Origin of the sequence: Flavobacterium sp. RSP46, assembly GCF_003984825.1 — a bacterium.
Classification (GTDB): Bacteria; Bacteroidota; Bacteroidia; order Flavobacteriales; family Flavobacteriaceae; genus Flavobacterium.
Genome location: NZ_RYDM01000001.1, coordinates 311,279 through 336,836 on the forward strand (window position 1 = coordinate 311,279; position 25,558 = coordinate 336,836).

Below are 25,558 nucleotides of genomic sequence, written 5' to 3' on the forward strand. Positions count from 1 at the left end.
CGGGAGTGCAAAGATATAAAATTATTGCAAATCTAATAATGTTATTCACTTTTTTTTGTTCACAACTGCTTTTCTTTTGTTTTCAATGGTTTTTTGCTAATTTCTGCATATTGATTTCTGGAATGATAAATGTCTATTGCCAGATATACAGCCTCTTTGAAGGAGTTAAAATCAGCTATTCCCTTGCCTGCTATATCATAAGCGGTGCCGTGATCTGGTGAGGTTCTTATTTTATGCAAGCCTGCAGTATAATTTACTCCTTTTCCAAAAGATAATGTTTTGAAAGGAATCAATCCTTGATCGTGGTAGGTTGCTATAACGGCATCGTATTTCTCGTATTGATTACTGCCAAAGAAACCATCTGCAGCAAATGGACCAAATACTAAGATCCCTTTGTCGAACATTTTTTTTAATGTAGGTTTTATAATCAAGTCATCCTCTGTCCCTATGACTCCGCCATCTCCACAATGCGGGTTTAAACCTAAAACTGCTATTTTGGGTTTATTAATGCCAAAATCTTTGATCAAAGTCTGTCTGACCGTTTCGATTTTTCGCACAATCAATTCTTCTGTTAGCTGTGAGGCGACTTCACTAAGCGGAATATGATCTGTCAGCAATCCTATTCTCAAATTATCCTGAACCATCAACATCAAGGCATTGCCTTCTAGTTCTTGGTCTAGGTAATCCGTATGACCCGGAAACTTAAAATCGTCTGATTGTATATTGAATTTATTTATTGGTGCTGTTACCAGAACGTCTATAACACCTTCTTTGAGTGCTTTCGTCGCTGCAATAAATGATTTTATAGCATATTCCCCTGCCTTAGAATCATCCTTGCCAAGATTTAAATCCACACCTTCTTTCCAGAGGTTTAATACATTGATTTTGCCTAATACGATTTGATCTAATTTGTCGATCCCGTGGAGCAAAGATGTTGATTGAAAACTTTTTTTAACAAAAGACAACAACTTGACATTAGCAAAGATAACTGGAGTGCACAACTCTAACATGCGAGAATCCTCAAATGTTTTTAAAACAACTTCGCTTCCAATACCGTTTAAATCTCCAATAGAAATTCCGACAATTATATTTTCTGCTTTTTTCATAATGACATACCGTTATTTATTGCTAATTTTGAAGTGCAAATTTAGTAAAAAAAACAAGAAATGTTTACAGGAATCATAGAAACCCTTGGTATCATCCAAGAAATAAAAAAAGAAAAAAATAACGTTCATATTACCATAAATGCATCAATTACCACTGAACTTAAGATAGATCAAAGCGTGGCACATAACGGGGTCTGTCTTACGGTTGTTGCTATCAACGACACTTTTTATACCGTAACCGCAATAGACGAAACTATAAAAAAAACAAATTTATCGGATTGGAAAGTTGGAGACAGTATCAATCTGGAAAGAGCAATGAAGCTGGGAGATAGGCTGGACGGACATATTGTTCAGGGACATGTAGACCAAACGGGCACCTGCATCACTGCCGAGCAGACCAACGGCAGCTGGCTTTACACTTTTGAATATGAGGAAAATTGGAACAACATTACCATTGAGAAAGGATCCATTACGGTAAACGGCGTCAGCTTAACGGTTGTGAACTCAAAGAAAAATCAGTTTAGTGTCGCCATTATTCCTTATACATACGAACATACTAATTTTAAAACTTTTGAAGTTGGCACAAAAATAAATCTTGAATTTGATGTCATTGGTAAATACGTGACTAGGCTTTACAAAACCCAATAATACAAAACACTCTTTATTTAAGGTTTTTTTTCACACTGTTATATATCAGTATTGTGCCAAAAATCAACGAGACTATAATTGCGATATAAATATATTCATCTATAGGAGCTGGAGGAGGGTTTTCAGGAGGAGGAGGAGGAGGCTGAGCAATTGTGCTATTCGCAAAGGCAAAAAAGAAAACGATTAAAAAAATAAATTTATTTGTTCCAATCTTCATAGATAGCACAATTAATGATACAAAATATTTATTAAATCTAAAATGTGCTTTATTATCATTTCTAATTTATAATGCATTTTTTTAGCTTCGGTTTTAAAAAAAAGCCTTCAAAATAATTTTGAAGGCTTTTAAACTTAAACTGTGGTCCCACCTGGGCTCGAACCAGGGACCACCTGATTATGAGTCAGGTGCTCTAACCAGCTGAGCTATAGGACCGGTTAAGAGTGTGCAATATTACTACTATTTTTCATGTACTCCAAATATTTTGACTTAGATTTCAATAATATTTCAATGATTCATCGCTTTTAAAGAGAAACGTGCTGAATAGTAGAATACTAAATGAATTATCCTGAAAACACTTATTTTATTTCCTGACACAACTCAATCAAAACGCCATTCGTACTTTTTGGATGCAAAAAGACAACTAACTTGTTATCAGCCCCTTTTTTAGGAATTTCATTTAATACAATAAAACCTTCTTTTTTTAAACGCGCAATTTCTAAAACTATATCTTCTACGTCAAAGGCAATGTGGTGTATGCCTTCTCCCTTTTTTTCAAGAAACTTAGCAATAGGACTTTCTGGATTGGTAGCCGCTAAAAGCTCAATTTTGTTCGGTCCATTCATAAAAAAAGAAGTTGTTACTCCTTCACTTTCCACCGCCTCGAATTTGTAGGCCGGAGCTCCAAAAAGCTTTTCAAAAACTTTATTAGAAACTTCTAAATTCTTAACTGCAATCCCAATGTGTTCTATTTTCCTCATTATTTATGTTTTGAGCGCAACGCTACTTTAGTTGAAAAACTCTACTACCACTGCGAATTATAACTACAATTATTTTTCAGTGTAAAATTAAACATTAAAAAGAAAAAACAAGGTCCCCACAAAAGGCAAGTTGAATTTATTACGCATAATAATTTTATAAAAAAGAGCAATCACATGAATTATAATTGTTATTTTGTACATTCTAATTATGATTTGATATGTTGAAAAACAATTTAAAATACGCCTTCTTATTATTGCTTTTTATTGTAGCTGGTTGTGCCAAAAGAGGCTCTATCACCGGGGGATTAAAAGATACTATTGCGCCTGTTTTGAAAATGAGTTTCCCGGAAAACTTCAACACAAACTTCAAAGGAGATGAGATTAAGTTGGTATTTGACGAAAATATTAAAATAAAAAACCTGAACAAACAATTGATTATTTCGCCACCAATGAAGAACGATCCATTGGTTTTACCCACAACGGCAAGCAAAACGATCACCATAAAAATTAAAGATACACTACAACCCAACACCACGTACAGCTTTAATTTTGGACAAAGTATTGCTGATAATAATGAAGGGAATCCGTTAAATCAATTCAAATATGTATTTTCTACCGGCGATTATATTGACTCTTTAAGCCTTGGTGGTACTCTGAAAAGTGCGTATGAAAAAGAAGTGGAATCATTCGTATCAGTTATGCTTTACGAAGTCAATGACAGTTTCAAGGACTCCGTTGTTTATACTGAAACCCCAAGATATGTAACCAACACATTGGACAGCTTGAAGACGTTTCGTTTAGAGAATTTAAAAGCAGGGAAATATCTTCTTGTAGCCATGAAAGACTACAACAGCAACAATAAATACAACCCAAAAACAGATAAAATTGGATTTAGCAAAGACTTTATTACGATTCCAAATGACACTATTTATGAGTTAGAATTATTTAAGGAAACACTTCCTTTCAAAACATTTAAGCCTAGTCAAGCCTCAGGAAACCGTTTGTTAGTAGGGTATGAGGGACTAATAAATTCTGCTGATGACAGGCCCAAAATAATTTTAAAAAACAACAACGATCTTCTGCCTACTGTCATTACTAAATTTCCAAAAAAAGATTCCCTTCAAATCTGGTACAAGCCCATTAAAGCTGATTCACTAAATTTGGCTGTAGCCAAAGGTCAATATGAATCGAAATTCAATTTTAAAATAAAAGATCAGAAAAAAGATACTTTAAACGTCATAGCCCTGCAAAACGGAACCTTAAAATTTAGAGAGCAATTTACATTAGAAAGTAATACTCCTTTAACCCGTTTCGAAAATTCGAAAATAAACCTAACCAATAACGCAAAAGATGCAGTGCCGTTTACCACTAAATACGACGAATTCAATCAAAAGCTTTTTTTTGATTTCATTAAAGAACCTTCCGAAAATTATACATTTGAAATTTTACCTGGAGCGTTAACTGATTTTTTCGAACAAACAAACGATACTTTAACGTATAAATTAAACACTCAAAGCACTGCTGATTATGGGAATCTGACCGTGCAGTTGCAAAAAGCAAAACAATTTCCCGTCATTGTTGAACTCACGAATGCAAAAGGGGACGTTTTAGCTACTGAATATACCGAGGAAAACACCACAATAAATTTTAATTTAATTGACCCCGAGCTGTACACGCTCCGAATTATTTATGATGCCAATAAAAACAAGGAATGGGATTCCGGTAATTATTTAGAAAAACGTCAAGCCGAGGAAGTGATTTACTTTTCCAAAGAAATTCCTGTTCGGGCAAATTGGGACGTCAACCAGGCATTTGATTTAAGTCTTCCCTACATTCCGGAACCTAAAAAGAAAACCAACAAGAAGAAATAAACGTTACCTGTTTTCTATTTCAAAAGAATCTCTGTCATTCAAAAAACCCAATTTTTGTCGGGTTTCCAGCATTTTTTCTGGGTCTAATTCTACTAAAAACAAACCTTCTGTTTCTATTGGTTCTTGAATGTAATTCCCCAGAAAATCGACTGCTTGTGAGTGACCTATGTATTCATAACCATTTGCGTCAATACCGATTCTATTGACACCAATAGCATAGCACATGTTTTCTATCGCTCGTGCTTTCAATAAAGCATCCCAAGCATTTGTTCTAATTTTTGGCCAGCTTGCAACATAAATCACCAAGTCATAATCCTCTGAATTTCTGGAAAATACAGGAAATCTCAAATCGTAACATATTTGAAGGCAAATTTTCCAATCTAAATAATTTACAATCGTTTTTTGGGTGCCACTAGTATATACTTTATCTTCGCCAGCTAAAGTAAACAAGTGTTTTTTATCATAGCACTGAATTGTTCCAGAAGGAAATACAAACACCATTCTGTTGTAAAAATTTCCGTTTTCCTTAATAACTAAACTTCCTGTTATAGCACTATTTGTAGCTTTTGCCAATGATTGTAACCATACAATGGTTTCGCCTTGCATTGTTTCTGCAACATCCTTTGGATTCATCGTAAAGCCCGTTGTGAACATTTCAGGAAGCACAATCAAATCTACCTTTTCAGTAAGTGCACTGATTTTTTCTTCGAAATAGTTTCGGTTGGCTTTTGGGTTTTCCCAAACTAAAGGAGCTTGAATTAGGATAATTTTCATTTTACTTTATTTTTTATAAAAATAAGAAATATCACAACACCATAAGTTCATTATATTAGCTAAAAAATGACTTTATGAAAAAGATATTTCTTGTATACTCTTTTCTGTTTTCTGTTTTTATTTTTGGACAGGAAAAATCGGGAGCGAAACAATTTTGGGAAAACCTACAAAAACAATGTGGGAAATCCTTTGAAGGAACAGTCACAGAGGGTGCAACCAATGATACTTTTCGGGATAAAAAACTGGTGATGCATGTCCGCAACTGCGATGAAAAAACGATTCGGATTCCGTTTTTTGTAGGAGACGACAAATCAAGAACATGGGTACTTGCTTATGATAACGATCGCATCCAGTTGAAACACGACCACCGCCACGAAGATGGCTCGGAGGATAAGGTGACACAATATGGAGGGACAACCACTAATGCGGGGTCAGCAACGCTTCAGTTTTTTCCGGCAGATGAGGAAACCTGTGATTTGATTCCAAATGCTGCTGCAAATGTTTGGTGGATTACTCTTGACGAAACTTCTTTCACGTACAACCTAAGGCGCATCGGTTCTGACCGACTGTTTACCGTGAAATTTGATTTGACAAAAACAGTAGGTACGCCTGCCGCACCTTGGGGATGGAAAGATTAGTGTATAATAGATTATTTTATATAAAAAAACGCATTCAACTTTGACATTGAATGCGTTTTAAATTATTATGCAATCCTTGTCCTTTGAGTTTGACCTTTAGGACTAAATGTTTACCCTTTTAAACTTGCTGATAAATATTCTCTGTTCATACGGGCAATATTTTCAAGAGAAATTCCTTTTGGACATTCTACTTCACAAGCTCCAGTATTGGTACAGTTCCCAAAACCTTCCGCATCCATTTGGCTCACCATATTCAATACACGGTCAGTAGCTTCAATTCTTCCTTGTGGCAACAACGCATATTGAGATACTTTTGCAGCGACAAAAAGCATCGCCGATGAGTTTTTACAACTCGCCACACAAGCTCCACAACCAATACAAGTAGCCGCATCAAAAGCATTATCCGCATCTTCCTTATTAATAGGGATCGTATTAGCATCAATAGTATTTCCTGAGGTGTTTACGGATATAAATCCTCCCGCATGTTGAATCCTGTCAAAAGAACTTCTATCGACCACTAAATCCCTTATTACAGGAAAAGCTTTAGCTCTAAACGGCTCAATAAAAATGGTGTCACCATCCTTGAACATTCTCATGTGCAATTGACAAGTGGTAACGCCACGGTCTGGTCCGTGCGCTTCCCCATTGATATACAAAGAACACATTCCGCAAATTCCTTCGCGACAATCGTGATCAAATGCAACTGGTTCATCCCCTTTCATGATCAATTCGTCATTCAAAATGTCAAGCATTTCAAGAAATGACATGTCTGGCTCAATATGATCTATAGGATACTCAACTATTTTACCTTCTGCAGCGGCATTTTTCTGACGCCATATTTTTAATGTAAGTTTCATATTTTTAGTTTGAAAGTCATAGAGTCGAAAGTCGAAAGTCGATTGACATGGAGTCACTTGACTTTAAGACGTTAGACATTAGACTAAATTATTTATAACTTCTTTGAACTAATTTCACGTTATCAAATACCAACGGCTCTTTATGTAAAATTGCTTCGCTTGGTTTCCCAGTGTATTCCCATGCTGCTACGTAAGCAAAATTCTCATCGTCACGTTGTGCTTCTCCTTCTTCAGTTTGGTATTCTTCACGGAAATGTCCTCCGCAAGATTCATTACGGTGTAATGCATCTTTAGCAAATAATTCCCCCAATTCAAGGAAATCGGCAACACGAGTTGCTTTCTCCAATTCTTGATTCAAACCATTCGCATCTCCGGGAACTTTTACTTCTTTGTAAAACTCTTCACGCAAAGCAGCAATTTCTACAATTGCTTCGTTTAATCCTTTTTCATTACGAGCCATTCCCACTTTGTCCCACATAATTTTCCCTAATTTCTTATGAAAATAGTCAACAGAATGTGTTCCTTTATTGTTCATGAATCTTTCGATTTGGTCTTTTACCGCTTTTTCAGCAGCAACAAATTCAGGTAAATCTGTAGATATGGCACCCATTTTAATGTCTGGAGCTAAATAATCTCCAATAGTATATGGCAATACGAAATACCCATCTGCTAAACCTTGCATCAAAGCCGAAGCTCCAAGTCTGTTAGCTCCATGATCTGAGAAGTTCGATTCCCCAATGGAAAAACAACCCGGAATAGTAGTTTGCAAGTTATAATCAACCCAAGTACCTCCCATTGTATAATGTACCGCAGGGTAAATCATCATTGGAGCAGTATAAGGATCTTCATCTACAATTTTATAATACATTTGGAACAAGTTCCCGTATTTACTTTTTACAAGTTCAGTACCTAATTTAGTTACTAATTTAGTATCATTAGTATCCAATCCTTTCACATACGCTTGTTCATTTCCGTACCGTTGAATAGCTGCCGCAAAATCCAAATAAACTGCTTCACCTGTTTTGTTTACTCCAAAACCTGCATCACATCTTTCTTTGGCAGCACGGGAAGCTACATCACGAGGCACTAAGTTACCAAAGGCAGGATACCTTCTTTCTAAGAAATAATCTCTTTCATCTTCTGATAAATCGGTTGCTTTTTTCTTTCCTTCTCGAATCGCTTGCGCATCTTCTAATTTTGCAGGAACCCAAATACGTCCATCATTTCGCAATGATTCTGACATTAATGTCAATTTTGACTGGTGGTCTCCTGAAACAGGAATACAAGTAGGGTGAATTTGTGTGTAACAAGGATTAGCGAAGAAAGCTCCTTTTTTGTGGATTTTCCAGGCAGCAGTAGCGTTACTTCCCATTGCATTAGTTGACAAGAAGAAAACGTTTCCGTAGCCTCCAGAAGCAATAACAACAGCATGAGCAGAGTGTCTTTCTATTTCACCGGTAACTAAGTTACGAGCGATAATTCCTCTTGCTTTTCCGTTTACGATTACTAAATCCAGCATTTCATGACGGTTGTGCATTTTTACTTTACCACGACCTATCTGGCGATTCATTGCTGAGTAAGCACCCAAAAGCAATTGTTGCCCTGTTTGTCCTTGTGCGTAAAAAGTACGAGAAACCAAAGTTCCGCCAAAAGAACGGTTATCTAATAACCCTCCATATTCACGAGCCAAAGGAACACCTTGTGCCACACATTGATCAATAATATTACCGGAAACTTCTGCCAAACGGTGTACGTTAGCCTCACGAGCACGATAATCTCCGCCTTTTACAGTGTCGTAAAACAATCTGTGAACTGAGTCACCGTCTCCTTTATAATTTTTTGCAGCGTTGATTCCTCCTTGTGCAGCAATGGAGTGCGCACGACGGGGTGAATCTTGAAAACAAAATGCTTTTACGTTATATCCTAATTCTGCTAATGTTGCAGCAGCAGAACCTCCAGCAAGACCTGTACCCACTATAATTATATCTAAATTACGTTTGTTAGCAGGGTTTACTAAATTAATATGATCTTTATAATTTGTCCATTTGTCCGCAATTGGACCTGTAGGAATTTTTGAATCTAATGCCATTTATAATTGAATATTAATGATTGAAATGATGAAATAATGCAATAAAAATGAAGCCAAAAGGAACTACAATTGCAAAAGCATATCCTAATGTATGCAACGATTTTGAATATTTATTATTAAAACCTACAGATTGAAAGGAGGAATTGAAACCATGCCACAAGTGTAACGATAACAAAAGAAACGAAACGCAATAAATTGCCGTACGAATACCACTTTCAAATTTATGCGTCAACTCAGCGAAATATCTGGTTTCGTCAAGCGGATTAACCGCTACATATTTATACACCATTTCAGGAACCCAGAAATCGTAAAAATGTAGTAGTATAAAAGCAAGAACTACTAAACCACTAACAATCATATTTCTTGAAGCCCAAGAGGAATTAGCCGCGCCGTTGTTCTTAACGTAAGAAATTGGTCTGGCACTGTTATTTTTGATTTCCAAAACGATACCCATTACAAAGTGAAATACAACACCTAAAATAAGAATGGGTTGGATTACAAACTGAACCAACGGATTATTTCCCATAAAATGCGAAATGGAGTTGAAAGTGTCAGGACTAAAAACGGAGGTGCTGTTTATAAAAAAATGTTGTGCTAAAAATAAAATTAAGAAAAGTCCAGAAAGCGCCATAGCGACTTTTTTTGCTATCGATGACTTTAATAATGCAGATTTTGCCATAGGAATTTGAATGAATTAATTTAAGAATCACACAAAAATAGAGCAATTAGTAGTGAACTACAACCTTTTCGTTATAATTTATAATCATTTTAAAGTGCTAAAGCCCCGAAGTTAATAATTTACTTAAACCCGGCACTTAATACATTGTAAATCTGTCATTTAGCACAACAAAAACAATATATTTTAAAATTTAACGATTGCAAATGAAAACAATAATCCTTAAAATATTCACATTAAACGTATCATATCAATAATTTTTGCATGGTTTATTTTTCAAATTCTTAAAAAGTCACTAAATACAATTTTAACAACTTTAAAAAAATTGTCGTCAAACTCCTAAATTTACTTTTATAAGCAAAAAAACTAAACTAACATCATCTCTTTTGATGTTCTAAAAATACACGGGCCTAAAAATATGGACTGCACCAATGAAATGGCGAAATCTGTTTCTAAGTATATTCTACTCCTTAAAATGAATCCTGAAATTTCATTTTAACTTCTATAAAAAACACAACAATATCGACATTAACGCCATTGTCAAATCGAGCCTAGTCGTCTTATAAAATGGGTTATTGTGCTAACACTTTATATATTTCATTAAGTATTGCAGGATCTTACTACTGTGTAACATAAAATAAAGGCTGTCTTCGTAATGGAGACAGCCTTTATTTCAACAAAGACTTAGTCTATACAAAATACTAAGCCTCATTTATTTTCCATAGTACTTAATTACAATTCCCACCGCAGTCTTGCGCGTTTTGATAATCTTCCGGAGTAATGGTGTAAACTTCGGTGCGTTCATCTCTAAACATTGGATTAAAAATGTTTCTAGCTTGATTAAAACATTGATTTGTTGCAGTACATTCTTGATAAATTACCTTTTTCGTGTTGTTAAAAGTAATCTCAATATGTGTTAAATTATTTTGAACCGAAGAACCCAAGAAAGGTATGTATTGCATTAAAAATCCGGCCCGTAGGGTGGAGTATCCGTGAAAGTTTTGTTGATTTTATCAGCGTTATTTAGAATTACTTTATTGGATATATTTTTCACACCATTATAATAAGGAATGATTTCTATCTCAACACTTGAATTATTTATAATAGTATAATTATGGTTTCTATCTCCTCCTTGTTCTGTACAGCTACTAAAAAGCAGTATGAGCAATAAAAATAGTATATTCTTCATATTTTTAGTCTTGCCAATTATTAAATAATTCTTCTGCAAAAATCTCAGTTGGATTATCGTATTTGTTTTTGATATTATCGCGCCATTCCCATCACGATCTTGCTCCCACTGGTGCTTGCTCTAATTGCGGTAACGTATAGCCACTCACTCGATCTATAGGTTTGTTATTAGATAATGCTCTACTGATAATTATTTACAGAATAAGGATTTTCTATTTTTTTTCATGTTTAATGTACTCGTTACGATCAATAGATTTAGCAGAATCCGCGGAGATTTCAGAATCGTCAGCACAAGATCCCAAAAGTAGTATAGAAATTGTTAGAAGAACAAAATTAAAAGGCATTACTTTTTTTATCAAGTTAATATATTTAAGGTTAATTCTTACGAAGATAAAAATTATTTAAATACAAACTAACCGTAAACGCTTTATTTACAATTAAATAACAAGAGTTTTAAAGTCAATTGAATTTCGCCATATATTTTTGAACAATCGCTTCCGTATTCTCGTTTCGCATTTTTTGCTCTAACTGAATTGGTGGCGAAGCACGTTCCAAACAATTTTTTACCGCACAGGTCTCACAGGTAACCCCAACAATTTGTTTTTTAATGGAGTCGTTTTCCATAAACTTAAATTTTTTCTTCACGGCCGGAGTAATTAAAATCCCTACTGAAATACTGCGGATACAATCTACCTTGAACGGATCCGGTGTTGCGGATGAAAAAACAAGATATTCATTTTTACTGTTTTCATAACTGGAGATTTGTGCATCAAAAAAGTGGTTTTTATTTTGCTTCAAAGACTCCTCAATTGTGCGTATCGAAACCCATCTTCGGCAGTAATGCTCATTCATTTCATTCGCATGCGGCTCCTGCTGATTGGTGATGTGTAATTCTTTCTTTATCTGATAGGTGTCCGTTCCTTTTTGATGGGACAATCGCAGGAAAAAAAGATTTTTTAACTGAAAATCTTTTGGCAAAATATTGGTCAATCTTTGGTAGAATGATTCCGGAGAAACATTAAACCCGCTCATCAAAGCAATCATTTCCTGAGGTTTCGGATCTGTTTTGGACAAAAATAAATTCAGTTCGTCTATCAGTTTCTGTCGTGGAATAAGCAATGCTCCCGCAAAGTATGAAGCATAAAAATTATTCAGAACTTGGTCGAAATTATCAAATTTAATCCAACTGAACGTATACAGTCTATCGGTGATTGCGAGATAATTATACGCAATTTCTTTGGCCAAAATAAATGCTTTTTGAGGTTCGTCAATATCTAATGAAAGTAACAAAGTCTTGCTTTTTGGCACAAAAATCGATCTCAAATCCCCCAATTGTTCTTGTTCCGAAAAAACAAGTTCTTTTATCGTATATCCGTATTCCTCCATTAATATTGCTGTGAGTTCTTCAATCGAAATTTTAGTGTCAATATTTACGTAAAATGCTTTGGAAAACTGCAACACCTTCAGCTCTAAATCTTCAAAATAATTGGTGTGCGCTTCCTGATACGAACGCAATGAAGCCAAGAAGAAACTCTCTCTGGTTAAATTATAATGTTGCGCAATCTCAATAATCGTACTGATAAACGCATTGACTTTTGCAGGAGCGTTAGCAATAATGTCGATAAGATCATTTTCCTGAATCCCAAAAATATCCAACGGGATCTCTTTCAGAATGCCAGATTTTAGGATTTCTCCAATGGGGGCCAGATTATTATCCAGTTTCAAGGAAACCATATTGTCATAGGAAATATCGAGTTTTTCGGCTAACAGAATAATTTTATCCGTTTTAGGATACTTTTTCCCTTTTTCAATTTCGTTCAAGTACGATTTTGAAAGGTCCGTGATTTTTGCCAAACCAAATAAAGACAGTTTTTTATTGGTACGAGCCTGCTTGAGTTTAAGTCCAAAAATTAACTTGATATAATCCTTTTCTATATTCATATTTCAAAGATAATGTAAAAAATATTTACGCCAAAAAAAATATTTTTAATTTTTAGCGTACGTTCGCTTGTTTTGTAAAAAACTTTTTGTAGTATTGCAGTGTTGAATAATTAATAATTATCAGCAAAAGTTTAATAGTATCAATTTAAATGTGTTAAAAAATGAATTTTAAAGAAGTATATTCGAAAAATTTGTTAAATTTTTCAGAAGAAACCACCGATCAGTACACGGAAATCTTAACTGATGAAGCCATGACTTTTTTGTCTTTACTTCATGAAAATTTCAACAAAAAAAGACTCGACCTTTTAGAAGAACGAAAAAAACAACAGGATTTATTTGATCAGGGGGTCTTACCCACTTTTCCTGCTGAAACAAAAAGCATCCGAGAAAGCAATTGGAAAGCGGCGCAAACACCCAAGGATTTATTAGACCGAAGAGTCGAAATAACAGGGCCGGTCGACAGAAAAATGGTGATCAATGCCTTGAATTCCGGAGCAAAAACCTTCATGGCTGATTTTGAAGATAGTACTTCGCCTACGTGGAGCAACCTAATGTCAGGACAGCAAAACCTGAAAGACGCGGTGAATAAAACCATCACTCTTGAAGACACTATAAAAAATAAAAAATACAGTCTGAACGACAAAACTGCTGTTCTGCTTGTCAGACCACGAGGATTACATTTGGCGGAAAAAAATATTTTGATTGATGGAGAACAAACTTCGGGATCGCTAATTGACTTTGGTTTGTATGCTTTCCATAATTACAAACAACTTATTGAGGATGGAACGGCGCCCTATTTTTACATTCCAAAACTGGAACATTATCTGGAAGCGCGATGGTGGAATGAGGTTTTCGAATTCACGCAGGAATATTTGGGTGTAAATAACGGAACATTCAAAGCTACAGTTTTGATAGAGACCATTACGGCCAGTTTTCAATTGGATGAAATCATTTTTGAACTGAAAGAGCATATTGTAGGCCTTAATTGCGGTCGATGGGATTACATTTTTTCATACATCAAAAAACTAAGAAAAAATCCAGCTTTTCTTGTTCCAAATAGAGATCAGGTGACTATGACTGCCCCATTCATGAGTGCGTATTCCCAATTGGTTATACAAAGATGCCACAAACGAAATATTCACGCAATAGGCGGAATGGCGGCACAAATTCCGATAAAAAACAACGAAGAAGCCAATAAAATTGCTTTCGATAAAGTAATTGCGGACAAAGAACGGGAAGTAAAAAATGGTCATGACGGCACTTGGGTTGCACATCCAGATTTGGTTCCGCTTGCCATGACGGTATTCGACAAATACATGCCAAACCAAAACCAAATTCAGGTAAAAAGAGAAGACGTATACGTTACCGAAAGTGATTTACTGGAAACGCCAAAAGGAACCATTACCGAGCAAGGTGTTCGAAAAAACATCAGTATTTCGGTTTTATATATTGCTTCATGGCTCAACGGACAAGGCGCCGCGGCCTTGCACAATTTAATGGAAGATGCCGCTACTGCTGAGATTTCAAGATCACAATTGTGGCAATGGCTGCAAAACAAAGTGGTTTTAGATAATCAAAAAGTCCTGACTGAAAAATACTATCACCGACTGGCCATGGAAGAATTTGAAAAAATAAGAAAGCTCGTTGGAGATGAGAATCACGAAAAACAAAAATACAGATTGGCAGAACAATTATTAGATATTCTGGTCGTGAACGACAATTTTATCGAGTTTTTGACTATTCCAGGATACAAATACATTTAAAATTTCAATAAAATCAATTTCAATAAAAAATTATTAAACACCATTAAACCTTTATAAACACTATGAAAACTACAGAAACAAGAATTCAAGAATTAGTTACCGACTGGATTACAAACCCAAGATGGAATGGCATTGAGCGACCATATACTGCTGAAGAAGTGGTGAAATTGCAAGGTTCGTATCAAATAGAACATAGCGTAGCCAGAATTGGAGCGAATACTTTATGGAATAAACTAAATGCTCAGGATTTTGTAGCCGGACTTGGCGCGCTTACCGGAAACCAAGCCATTCAAGAAGTAGAAGCAGGATTAGACGCCATTTATTTGAGCGGATGGCAAGTTGCTGCTGATGCAAACGTAGCCGGCGAAATGTATCCTGACCAATCTTTATATCCTGCTAACAGTGTTCCATTGGTTGTAAAACGTATCAATAACGCTTTATTGAGAGCAGATCAAATACAAGTGGTTAACGGGACTGCAGACAAAAAAGAATATTTAGTTCCTATTGTGGCTGACGCCGAAGCCGGTTTTGGTGGAAACCTAAATGCTTTTGAATTAATGAAAGCGATGATTGAAGCGGGAGCAGCCGGAGTTCACTTTGAAGATCAATTGAGTTCTGCTAAAAAATGCGGTCACTTAGGTGGAAAAGTATTGGTTCCTACGCAAGAAGCCATCAACAAATTGATTGCGGCTCGTTTAGCAGCTGACGTAATGGGAACGCCAACAATTGTTGTGGCACGCACCGATGCGGATGCAGCCAACTTATTGACTAGCGATATTGACCCAAGAGACGCTAAATTCATCACAGGAGAAAAAACAGGAGAAGGCTTTTTCTATGTAAATTGTGGTGTGGAGCAAGGAATTGACAGAGGATTGAGCTATGCGCCTTACGCTGATTTAATTTGGATGGAAACTAGCAATCCGGATCTGGATTACGCTAGACAATTTGCTGAAGGAATTCACGCAAAATTCCCAGGAAAAATGTTGGCTTACAATTGTTCGCCTTCTTTTAACTGGGCTGCAAAATTATCCGTTGCTGAAATGGAAACATTCCGCGAAGATCTTGCTGCAATGGGATACAAATTCCAGTTCATCACTTTAGCCGGATTCCACGCATTAAACACTAGTATGTTCGAATTGTCTAAAGCCTACAAAGAAAGAGGAATGGCAGGATATTCTGAATTGCAGGAAAGAGAGTTTGCTTTGCAAAAACACGGTTTCAAAGCGGTAAAACACCAAGGTTTCGTAGGAACATCTTATTTTGATGCGGTACAAAATACTGTAACAATTGGGAAATCTTCTACAACCGCAATGAAAGATTCTACAGAAGCGGCACAGTTTTAAACAGAACAACAACTATAAAAAAAACACGATTTCAGATGGAATCGTGTTTTTTGTTTTTAAAATAAAAGGACTGTTTATTTTGATTCGATAATTTCAAGATCAGTAACCACTTTCTCTTTTCCTTTTTGAATGCTTATTTTATTCACCGAAATTGGAAGGTAATAGTTGCCGTTTTTGGCTGGTTCCAATTTTAATTTTTTGTCTTTATTTTTCCAATTATCAGCAATTGCTTTGGTTATGGAAAGATCATATACGTGTTTATTCAATCCTTTTACAGCCTTCACTTTCTGAGAATAAACCACTTCTTTCAAGCTGTTTTCAATTTGCAAAAGCACTTCTGCATCTCCATTCGAATAAAACCAAATCTCAGCTTTTGGCTCTGAAGCCTTAGCCCAAGAACTCCAGCTGTTTCCCCATTCTTTTGTTTTTTTTATCTTTTTAAGTTCGAAAACATGAAGATTTTCCGCTACAACTTTATCATTCAGTTGTTGCACTTGATCCAAATTGACTTTATACACCGAACGACCGTGAGTTCCTACCACTAAATCTTTTGCTTTCTTTTGAATCACTAAATCGTGAACGGCCACGTTTGGAATTCCATTAGAAAAATCATCCCAAGATGTTCCTTTATTTAATGAAACATACAAACCGTTATCCGTTCCCACATATATAACATTCTCGTTTACATTATCCTCCACAATTACATTCACTGGACTTGCAGGTAAATTATTGGCGATATTTTTCCACGTTTGACCAAAATCATCTGACATATAAACATAACTGGTGAAATCATCATTTCGATACCCGTTCAAAGTCGCATACACTCTCTCTTTCTTATGTGCCGAAGCCACGACTCTGGAAACCCATTTATTTTGCGGTAAATTTCCCGAAATTTTGTTCCAAGTTGCACCGCCGTCTTTCGAAACATGAATCAATCCATCATCACTTCCTGTGTATAGTAACCCAAACTGCAAGGTACTTTCACTGATAACAGCAATTGTTCCAAAAGCAACATTTCCTTCTTTTGCTCCTTGCGTTAAATCCGGCGAAATAGCCGTCCAAGTTTCCCCTTGATTCATCGAACGATGCAAGAAATTAGATCCCATGTATAAAATATCCTGGTTGTGTGAAGACAATAAAATAGGCGTTTGCCAATTGAATCGAAAGGGCTTTTCGTCCTTTTTTGGCTTTGGCGAAATATACTCCCGCTTGTTAGTCGCACGATCAATTCTGTAATAATTTCCAAATTGAAACCCTGTAAAAACAATATCGGGATTCCTTTTGTCAATTTGAGTCTGCATTCCATCTCCACCCATCAAATTTTCGTAAGGATATTTTCCGGTTTGGTACCATTCTGAGGAATATTTATAATCACTTGGACCAACCCAAACTCCATTATCCTGCATCCCGCCATAAATATTATACGGTTCTTGCTCATCTACATTTACTGAATAAAACTGACTCACTGAATGCGAATTACTTTTCACCCAGTGCGCTCCATCATCATACGAAATATTCAAACCTCCATCATTTCCATTGATTAAATGCCCTGATTTATTTGGGTTCACCCAAACAACATGATGATCCGAGTGAACATTTTCCTCGCTTATGGAGGTGAATGTTTTTCCGCCATCATTTGATTTTATAATGGGCACGCCCGATAAATAAATTTTATTGACATCGTTAGGATCAACTGAAATAACACTGAAATAATACCCGTACGAATAAAAGAAATCATCGATAAAATCTTGATGGGTCTTCGTCCAGTTTTTCCCGCCGTCACTTGATTTGTATACTTCGGCTCCAATTACTTCTGTTTCCGCTAAACTATTGATCGCATCCAAAACCACTTTTACTGCTTCGTTAGGTTGTAAATACCCGTTTTGAACCCAGTGTTTGATATTTTCGGCTCTGTATTTTTCGGTTAAACCGTAATTCTTTAAAATAGAATTCAGATTTTTATTAGGTAATTTTAAGAATTCGTCCCCCGGCATAGAAAACGCAACCGGTAACGAATTACTTTTTTTGGATTGTAACGGTCTTTTGAATTGGTTGTCCAAAATGGCATACACATTTTCATCGTCATATACCGCTAAACCAATCCTTCCAACGCCTTCTCCAACCGGAAATCCGCTTTCAGCATTCGTGAAAAGTTTCCATGTGAATCCCGCATCTTCACTTTTATAAATTCCCGAAGTAGCACCGCTTCCTGTAAAATCCCACGCCTTTCTGTCTTTACTCCAAGAAGCCGCATATTGAACTTTGAAATTTTTTGGTGAAACAGCCACATCAATAATTCCCGTTTCATCATCGATATAAAGGGTTTTACTCCACGTTTTCCCACCATTAGTCGTTTTGTAAATTCCTCTTTCTTCATTTTTTGAGTACAAATGACCCACTGCACCCACAACAACTTCATCTGGATTTGATGGATTTATCAAAATTCTGCTGATGTGATGGCTGTCGTGCAATCCCATATTTTGCCAAGTCTTTCCTTTGTCTTCGGATTTTAAAATTCCAATTCCGGCGTAAGACGATCGCGACGAATTGACTTCGCCAGTTCCTACCCAAATCGTGCCTCGTTTCCAGTCTATCGCAATATCACCCACATTTTGCGTAGGCGCCGCATCCATAACAGGCAAAAAACTCATTCCGTTATTATTCGTGTACCAAAGTCCGCCTGAGGCATAGCCCACATAAAACTCGGTTGGATTTTCGGGGTTTACATCCACATCTACCACTCTTCCGCTCATCACCGTTGGACCGACATTTCCGAAAGCAACATTTTGAAAAAGCGATTGTTTCTCCATTATTTTTTTGGCTTCCAAGGCTTGCTGAATCGCTTCGGCAGAAACTTGTCCCCAGGAGACACTATGTGCAATAAGAGCCGAAAAGAGTACTATTTTTTTCATGTAAATTTATTTGAGTTGGAAAATTAATCATAAAAATAGTTATCTGAAAATTTTATCGTGTAATTAACATCCGTTTCTCTCAAAGTTAGTATTTTTGATTATTCTATATTATAAACAAATTGTTATAAAATGAGCGTAGCCAGAAATGGTATCAATACGAATCCTAACGCTCTGTGAACTACACATGATCCATAAAAAACAATAAAAATCAACACATGAAATACCATCAAATTGACAGTGATTTATTTATAAAAAACAGAGCAAAGTTCATGGCTCAGATGAAGCCAAAAAGCGTTGCTATTTTTAATTCTAATGATATTTATCCCGTTTCGGCAGATAGTACGTTGCCATTTGCACAACACCGCGACATCTTTTATCTGAGCGGAGTAGATCAGGAAGAAAGTATTTTATTGCTTTTCCCGGATGCGCCTTACGAGCACCAAAGAGAAATGGTATTCTTGAAAGAAACCAGTGAGCACATTGCGATTTGGGAAGGCGAAAAACTGACTAAAGAGCGTGCTTTTGAAGTAACAGGAATCAGAACTGTGTATTGGTTGCAGGAATTTGAAAAAGTCTTATTTGAGATGATGACGCACGCTGACACGATTTACATCAATACCAACGAGCATTACCGCGCTACTGTAGAAACCGAAACTCGCGAAGCCCGTTTTGTAAAATGGTGGAAAGAGAAATATCCGGCACATGCTGTTGCAAAAAGTAACCCAATATTGCAACGCCTTCGTTCTGTAAAAGAAACCGAAGAATTGGATTTAATCCAAAAAGCATGTACTATTACGGAACTCGGTTTTAGAAGAATATTGCCTTTCGTGAAACCAAATGTAACCGAATACGAAATTGAAGCCGAGCTAATTCACGAATTCATTCGCAACCGTTCCAGAGGTTTTGCCTATACGCCAATTATTGCTTCCGGAAATAATGCTAATGTATTGCATTACATAGAGAACAATCAACAATGCAAAGCTGGTGATTTGATTTTGCTGGATGTTGCGGCTGAATATGCCAATTATTCCAGTGACATGACGCGTACCATTCCGGTTTCAGGAACGTATACCAAAAGACAAAAAGAAGTGTATAATGCCGTTTTACGCGTAAAAAATGAAGCGACTAAAATGCTGACAACAGGTACACTTTGGAAACAATACCATATCGAAGTTGGGAAATTAATGACTTCAGAATTGCTAGGTTTGGGTCTTATTGACACAGCCGATGTGCAAAACGAAAAACCGGAATGGCCCGCTTACAAAAAATATTTCATGCACGGAACATCACACCACATGGGGTTGGACACGCACGATTATGGAATCCTCACCGAACCCATGCAAGCGAATATGGTTTTTACCGTAGAGCCTGGAATCTACATTCCTGCCGAAGGTTTCGGAATCCGTCTGGAAGATAACATTATCGTTCAGGAAAGCGGCGAACCATTCAACATGATGCGTAACATCCCAATTGAAGTAGACGAAATTGAAGAATTAATGAACAGTTAATTACTCAAAAACGTATAAGGAAATCGGTTTACAGCAATGTGAACCGATTTTTTTTGGGAGCTACCCAGCCTCCGTAAACTCCGGCTGCGTCGGGCTTTCCACTATAAATGAAATTCACTGAACTCCTATAAAAATAAATGTACGGTGAAGTAATCCCTTGCGCACTTCAACGAGAAAATCTACAATTCCAAAACATCAATTCCAAAATCCATGGTAAAGCTGTAACTTTTTAATCATACTACCGACTTATTTAAAAACAAAAAATATTTTAAACCATTAAGTAATTAAGAAAAATTAAGCTCTGATTCTAAATGAAACTTAATTTCTTAATGGTAAAAATCTTTTAAACAAAAACTTAAAGTACAGAAATCATGCAAGCACACGAAATAGACTACCACATTTACGGCGAGGAAATGCAATATGTGGAAGTAGAATTAGACCCACAGGAAATTGTAATTGCCGAAGCCGGAAGTTTTATGATGATGGACAATAATATCCAAATGGAAACTATTTTTGGAGACGGTTCCGGACAAGAAAACGGATTGTTCGGCAAACTTTTAAGTGCCGGAAAAAGAGTATTGACCGGCGAAAGTCTTTTTATGACCGCGTTCATCAATCAAAATACTATCAAAAGCAAAGTTTCCTTTGCCTCACCGTATCCCGGAAAAATAATCCCAATTGACTTAACGCAATTTGACGGCAAATTCATTTGCCAGAAAGATGCCTTTCTCTGCGCCGCTAAAGGTGTTTCTGTTGGAATCGAATTCTCTAAAAAACTCGGTCGCGGATTGTTTGGCGGTGAAGGTTTCATCATGCAAAAATTAGAAGGTGACGGTTTGGCGTTCGTGCATACCGGCGGAACATTAGCCAAAAAAGAATTAGCAACAGGCGAAATCCTAAAAGTCGATACCGGTTGCATCGTAGGTTTTACCAAAGATGTGGATTACGATATAGAGTTTATTGGCGGCATCAAGAATTCTATTTTTGGTGGCGAAGGATTATTTTACGCCACGCTTCGCGGTCCGGGAACAGTTTACGTGCAATCGTTGCCTTTCAGTCGACTCGCCGACAGAATCATCGCATCTGCTCCCAGAGCTGGCGGAAACAGTCGCGACGAAGGCAGTTTATTGGGCGGTTTAGGCAGTTTACTCAATGGTGATAAACGATTTTAGTTTACAAAGTATTTTGTCCAATTGTCATCCCGACAAAGGAGGGGGTCTCATTATAAAAGTCAAGAATGTGATTTCTCCTTCGTCGAAATGACAAAACAAAAACACTTTTTGTTTACTAATTCTGCTCAAATATTTTTTTTAATTTTTATTGGCATTTTTTAGTCTAATCCATACAAGAATTCTAAAAAATAATATGACACATCTGTTTAAAAAAAATTAAAGTCCTAATTTTACAGTCGTTCGAAACAAACCCAAAAAAGGGAAACAAATTATCTTTAAAACACCATCATCTCCTATTGCGATATCAGGAAAGGAACCGCTATTATTTTGCCTCATGGTTTTCTAGAGAACAAAACGATGTGGGGTTTTACACTCCGAAACGGAATGCTTGAATTACATACAAAGAATGAAATGTTCAAAAACTTCTGAGATTGATCTTGGATTGGTAATGTGCTTTGGGGAAAATCCAGAATTGAAACGTATTATACATACAAACAATAAAAAACATAACAAATAAAATTAGAGATAATCTGTAAAATCAGAATTGTCCGCAGGCTAAATTTATGAAACTATTCATCACAGGAATTGGTACTGATGTAGGTAAAACCATCGCGTCAGCCATTGTAACAGAAGCTTTAGAAGCTGATTATTGGAAACCCATTCAAGCGGGGGATTTAGACAACTCAGATAGTCATAAGATTAAATCGTTTTTGTCCAATAAAATGACGGTAATTCATCCCAACGGTTATGCCTTAAAAACGCCTGCAAGTCCTCATTTTGCTGCAGAACGAGATGGAGTTGTTATTGATTTAAAGAAAATTAGTGAACCTCAAACAGAAAACCACTTGGTTATTGAAGGTGCAGGCGGTGTTTTTGTGCCGTTAAACGCTAAGGATTGTGTTGTAGATTTGATTCAGCCCGATTACAAAGTGATTGTGGTTTCCCGACATTATCTGGGAAGTATCAATCATACGTTATTGACCATTGAAGCTTTGCAAAACCGAAAAATTAAAATCGCCGGAATTATTTTTTCGGGCGATGAAAATAAGGCTACTGAAGAAATAATTCTGAGTAAAACGATTGTAAAATGCATTGGACGTATAGCGCAAGAACCATATTTTGATCAAAATGTCATCCAGGAATATGCAGCTTTATTTCGGGAGCAGCTATTGAGTTTATAAAATCTTTGTGAAACTTTTTGCTTTCTCTGTGTATCTTTGTGGAATATATTATTTAAAATGACTTTAACAGAAAGAGACCGCCAATATCTATGGCATCCGTATACCCAACACAAAACGGCAGGGTTGCCAATTGCCATCAAAAAAGGGAAAGGCGCTTTGCTTTGGGACGAAAACAATAAAGAATATATTGATGCGATTGCCTCTTGGTGGGTCAATCCGTACGGACATTCCAATACATTTATAGCCGATGCGATTTACAAACAACTCACCACATTAGAGCACGTATTATTTGGCGGATTCACTCACGAACCAGCTATTTTGGTAGCAGAGAAGCTAATGGAAATTTTACCTAAAAACCAACAAAAAATATTCTTTTCCGATAATGGTTCTACGGCTGTTGAAATTGCGATTAAAGTTGCCCTACAATATTTTTTCAATAAAGGAGAAAAGAGAACGGTGATAATTGCTTTTGAAAATGCGTTTCACGGAGACACTTTTGGTGCTATGGCCGCAAGTGGAATATCGTTTTTTGTGGAAGCATTTAAGGATTCTTTGATTGAAGTGATTCGGATTCCGGTTCCTGTTAAAGGGCAGGAAGAGCAAAGTTACAACGCTTTACGTCATGTAATAAAAAACAATAATTGTGCGGGTTTTATTTTTGAGCCATTGGTTCAGGGAGCTGCAGGAATGGTGATGTACGAACCAGAATCGTTAGATAAACTGATGCGAATTTGTCAGCAGAATAATGTGATGACCATTGCAGATGAAGTGATGACGGGCTTTGGAAAAACGGGAAAAACGTTTGCAACGGATTATTTATTAGAAAAACCAGATATGATGTGTTTGTCTAAAGCGTTGACCGGAGGAACAATTCCGATGGCGATTACGACTTTTACGCAGGATTTATTTGATGCTTTTTATGATGATGATATTAATAAAGCGTTGTTTCATGGGCATACATTTACAGCAAATCCTACCGGTTGTGCAGCGGCTTTGGCCAGTTTGGAATTGCTGCAAACGAATGAAATGCAGGCGAATTTAATTCGGGTCAATCAAAGGCATCTGAACTTTCAGGAGCGCATCAAAAATCATCCAAAAGTTACTGCAACCCGAGTGCTGGGCGTTATTTTTGCTTTAGAAATAAAAACCGAAAGTGCTGCCAGTTATTACGGAAGTTTACGGAACAAACTCTATGATTTTTTTATCGAAAACGGAGTGATTCTGCGTCCTGTTGGTAATATCGTTTATATCTTACCGCCTTATGTTATTACCGATGAGCAATTACAAAAAGTGTATGAAGTGGTCGAAAAAGCGTTAGAAATAGTCTAGTTTTTTGGCTGCAGATTAGAAAATCCGTTTTTATCGGTTCAGATCCGTGTGCTATTTTCTGGCCACAGATTAAACGGATTTTCACTGATTAAAAAAAATCCGTTTTTATCGGTTCAGATCCGCGTCATTGGTGTGCTATTTTTCCGCAGATTGAACGCAGAATGTAAATAACTTTGCGACCTTTGCGAAAAATAAAATAACTTGTCAACAACAATCTCCATAACTGCCATAGCTTCCCTTTCTCCATTAGGAAATGCACCTGAGGAAATTTGGAAAAAATATCTCGATAAAAATCATTGTTTTTCCGAACATTTTTTAGACCAAAAAAACACATTTGTAGCCAAAATTGATGCTGATTCTACTGAAATAATTCGCAAGTTGAAACAGTCAGATAACAAATATAAATCCTTGGACCAATCCGTTTTGTACGCTATGGCGGCTTCGCGGCAAGCGATGCAAAATGCAGGCTGGAATATAAATGACGTTTTTGGAATCAATATTGGTTCATCTCGCGGTGCCACGGATTTATTCGAAAAGCATTATCAGGAGTATTTAAAAACAGGAAAAGCACAAACATTGGCTTCTCCAACGACCACTTTGGGCAATATTTCCTCTTGGGTGGCACATGATTTGCAAAGTTCTGGCCCTGAAATTTCACATTCTATTACGTGTTCTACTGCGTTGCATGCCGTGTTAAACGGAGTGGCGTGGCTAAAATCGGGAATGGCAGATAAGTTTTTAGTAGGTGGAACTGAAGCGCCTTTAACTGATTTTACGATTGCCCAAATGCGCGCCTTGAAAATTTATTCGAGTCGCGCAGAAGAATATCCCAATCGGGCTCTTGATTTAGAAAAAAAGCAAAACACCATGATTCTGGGTGAAGGTGCTGGGGTGTGTTGTCTCGAAATTGGGGAAAAAGAAAACGCCTTGGCCTACATCGAAGGAATTGGATACGCTACAGAAATTCTGGAACATAGTATTTCTATTTCGGCAGAAGCGACCTGTTTCCAGAAATCCATGAAGATGGCACTTCAAAATACTGATTTGTCCAAAGTGGATGTGATTGTCATGCATGCTCCGGGAACTGTAAAAGGGGATTTGACCGAATATAAAGCGATACAGAAAGTTTTTGGTGAAAGCCTGCCTTTGCTCACTACCAATAAATGGAAAATTGGTCACACCTTTGGTGCATCAGGGATTTTGAGTATGGAATTCGCTATTTTGATGCTGCAACACAATCGTTTTATCGGAGTCCCTTTTGCAAAAGCGCAAGCACAAACAAAACCGATTAAGAAAGTATTGATTAATGCCGTTGGTTTTGGAGGAAACGCGGTAAGTGTTCTTTTGAGTGTATAAGGATGCCATTTATAAGAGGTGTTCTTTTTAAAAAAGTAGCTACGAATTACTCTAATTTCACAAATTTTGGTAATCAGTGTTAATTGGTACGATCTGTTTATAAAGGTCAAGGTTTAATGGCACGCAGATACCGCAGATTTAAGCGGATTTTTATTTTTGTGTGGAATACCATTTGAATGAAATCAAATAATTCCATTGTCGGTTTTGGTTTTTTTTCAATGTGACTTA

The 25,558-nt window shown here is 36.6% G+C and carries 20 protein-coding genes and 1 tRNA gene; 10 read left to right on the plus strand and 11 right to left on the minus strand.

All coding sequences use genetic code 11. The features are described 5' to 3' along the window. Nucleotides 1-59: 59 nt before the first annotated feature. A complete protein-coding gene (gene pdxA, locus EKM01_RS01410; RefSeq protein WP_126458071.1) occupies nucleotides 60-1,109 on the minus strand; it encodes a 4-hydroxythreonine-4-phosphate dehydrogenase PdxA in 1,050 nt (349 codons plus the stop codon). 57 nt (nucleotides 1,110-1,166) lie between these two features. Here pdxA and EKM01_RS01415 point away from each other — a divergent pair, with 57 nt between their 5' ends. Continuing rightward, complete coding sequence (locus tag EKM01_RS01415; RefSeq protein ID WP_126458074.1) at nucleotides 1,167-1,754, plus strand: riboflavin synthase; 588 nt, start codon at nucleotides 1,167-1,169, stop codon at nucleotides 1,752-1,754. 359 nt (nucleotides 1,755-2,113) lie between these two features. Here EKM01_RS01415 and EKM01_RS01420 read toward each other — a convergent pair. Both EKM01_RS01420 and mce read right to left on the minus strand, forming a co-directional pair. After that, nucleotides 2,114-2,187, minus strand: a tRNA-Ile gene (locus EKM01_RS01420). Nucleotides 2,188-2,330: 143 nt separating this feature from the next. Then, nucleotides 2,331-2,732 carry a methylmalonyl-CoA epimerase gene (gene mce / locus EKM01_RS01425; protein ID WP_126458077.1) on the minus strand — a complete coding sequence of 134 codons (402 nt, stop codon included), beginning with the start codon at nucleotides 2,730-2,732 and terminating at the stop codon, nucleotides 2,331-2,333. A 218-nt stretch (nucleotides 2,733-2,950) separates the two neighbouring features. Here mce and EKM01_RS01430 point away from each other — a divergent pair, with 218 nt between their 5' ends. Next, nucleotides 2,951-4,603, plus strand: a complete 1,653-nt coding sequence (locus EKM01_RS01430; protein WP_126561288.1) for an Ig-like domain-containing protein — start codon at nucleotides 2,951-2,953, stop codon at nucleotides 4,601-4,603. Between the two features lie 3 nt (nucleotides 4,604-4,606). Here the strand turns inward: EKM01_RS01430 and EKM01_RS01435 are convergent, their stop codons facing one another. Further along, the gene (locus tag EKM01_RS01435) at nucleotides 4,607-5,377 is read right to left on the minus strand and encodes an amidohydrolase (protein WP_126458084.1); all 771 of its coding nucleotides are present in this window, start codon (nucleotides 5,375-5,377) and stop codon (nucleotides 4,607-4,609) included. A 74-nt stretch (nucleotides 5,378-5,451) separates the two neighbouring features. On the opposite strand from EKM01_RS01435, the gene EKM01_RS01440 reads away from it, so the two are divergent. Beyond that, complete coding sequence (locus EKM01_RS01440; RefSeq protein ID WP_126561287.1) at nucleotides 5,452-6,015, plus strand: hypothetical protein; 564 nt, start codon at nucleotides 5,452-5,454, stop codon at nucleotides 6,013-6,015. A 110-nt stretch (nucleotides 6,016-6,125) separates the two neighbouring features. Here EKM01_RS01440 and EKM01_RS01445 read toward each other — a convergent pair whose 3' ends face one another. The 6 genes from EKM01_RS01445 to EKM01_RS01470 all read right to left on the minus strand — a co-directional run bounded on the left by EKM01_RS01445 (nucleotide 6,126) and on the right by EKM01_RS01470 (nucleotide 12,766). After that, entirely contained in the window at nucleotides 6,126-6,872 is a 747-nt protein-coding gene (locus EKM01_RS01445) for a succinate dehydrogenase/fumarate reductase iron-sulfur subunit (RefSeq protein WP_126458090.1), read from the minus strand. 88 nt (nucleotides 6,873-6,960) lie between these two features. Further along, nucleotides 6,961-8,961: a fumarate reductase/succinate dehydrogenase flavoprotein subunit gene (locus EKM01_RS01450; RefSeq protein WP_126458093.1), complete on the minus strand. Its 2,001-nt coding sequence runs from the start codon at nucleotides 8,959-8,961 to the stop codon at nucleotides 6,961-6,963. A gap of 13 nt (nucleotides 8,962-8,974) precedes the next feature. Next, nucleotides 8,975-9,640, minus strand: a complete 666-nt coding sequence (locus tag EKM01_RS01455; RefSeq protein ID WP_126564377.1) for a succinate dehydrogenase cytochrome b subunit — start codon at nucleotides 9,638-9,640, stop codon at nucleotides 8,975-8,977. Between the two features lie 725 nt (nucleotides 9,641-10,365). Continuing rightward, nucleotides 10,366-10,599: a hypothetical protein gene (locus EKM01_RS01460; protein WP_126564378.1), complete on the minus strand. Its 234-nt coding sequence runs from the start codon at nucleotides 10,597-10,599 to the stop codon at nucleotides 10,366-10,368. Then, nucleotides 10,599-10,826 (minus strand): hypothetical protein, encoded by a 228-nt coding sequence (locus tag EKM01_RS01465; RefSeq protein ID WP_126564379.1) that lies wholly within the window; start codon nucleotides 10,824-10,826, stop codon nucleotides 10,599-10,601. The genes EKM01_RS01460 and EKM01_RS01465 overlap by 1 nt, the downstream gene beginning before the upstream one ends. 458 nt (nucleotides 10,827-11,284) lie before the next feature. Then, nucleotides 11,285-12,766, minus strand: a complete 1,482-nt coding sequence (locus tag EKM01_RS01470; RefSeq protein WP_126458099.1) for a helix-turn-helix domain-containing protein — start codon at nucleotides 12,764-12,766, stop codon at nucleotides 11,285-11,287. 161 nt (nucleotides 12,767-12,927) lie between these two features. On the opposite strand from EKM01_RS01470, the gene aceB reads away from it, so the two are divergent. Then, the gene (aceB, locus tag EKM01_RS01475; protein ID WP_126766434.1) at nucleotides 12,928-14,529 is read left to right on the plus strand and encodes a malate synthase A; all 1,602 of its coding nucleotides are present in this window, start codon (nucleotides 12,928-12,930) and stop codon (nucleotides 14,527-14,529) included. 62 nt (nucleotides 14,530-14,591) lie between these two features. After that, nucleotides 14,592-15,872 carry an isocitrate lyase gene (aceA, locus tag EKM01_RS01480; RefSeq protein WP_126458105.1) on the plus strand — a complete coding sequence of 427 codons (1,281 nt, stop codon included), beginning with the start codon at nucleotides 14,592-14,594 and terminating at the stop codon, nucleotides 15,870-15,872. A gap of 74 nt (nucleotides 15,873-15,946) precedes the next feature. Here aceA and EKM01_RS01485 read toward each other — a convergent pair whose 3' ends face one another. Further along, the gene (locus EKM01_RS01485; protein WP_126766438.1) at nucleotides 15,947-18,784 is read right to left on the minus strand and encodes a sialidase family protein; all 2,838 of its coding nucleotides are present in this window, start codon (nucleotides 18,782-18,784) and stop codon (nucleotides 15,947-15,949) included. Between the two features lie 215 nt (nucleotides 18,785-18,999). Here EKM01_RS01485 and EKM01_RS01490 point away from each other — a divergent pair, with 215 nt between their 5' ends. The 5 genes from EKM01_RS01490 (at nucleotide 19,000) to EKM01_RS01510 (ending at nucleotide 25,330) form a co-directional block, all read left to right on the plus strand. Continuing rightward, entirely contained in the window at nucleotides 19,000-20,292 is a 1,293-nt protein-coding gene (locus EKM01_RS01490; RefSeq protein ID WP_126458112.1) for an aminopeptidase P family protein, read from the plus strand. A 371-nt stretch (nucleotides 20,293-20,663) separates the two neighbouring features. Beyond that, nucleotides 20,664-21,464 (plus strand): TIGR00266 family protein, encoded by an 801-nt coding sequence (locus EKM01_RS01495; RefSeq protein ID WP_126561283.1) that lies wholly within the window; start codon nucleotides 20,664-20,666, stop codon nucleotides 21,462-21,464. 563 nt (nucleotides 21,465-22,027) lie between these two features. Further along, nucleotides 22,028-22,645: a dethiobiotin synthase gene (gene bioD / locus EKM01_RS01500; protein ID WP_126458118.1), complete on the plus strand. Its 618-nt coding sequence runs from the start codon at nucleotides 22,028-22,030 to the stop codon at nucleotides 22,643-22,645. 57 nt (nucleotides 22,646-22,702) lie between these two features. Then, nucleotides 22,703-23,974, plus strand: coding sequence for an adenosylmethionine--8-amino-7-oxononanoate transaminase (gene bioA / locus EKM01_RS01505; protein ID WP_126564382.1), 1,272 nt, complete (start codon nucleotides 22,703-22,705; stop codon nucleotides 23,972-23,974). A gap of 201 nt (nucleotides 23,975-24,175) precedes the next feature. After that, a complete protein-coding gene (locus EKM01_RS01510; RefSeq protein WP_126766442.1) occupies nucleotides 24,176-25,330 on the plus strand; it encodes a beta-ketoacyl synthase N-terminal-like domain-containing protein in 1,155 nt (384 codons plus the stop codon). Nucleotides 25,331-25,558: the final 228 nt, after the last annotated feature.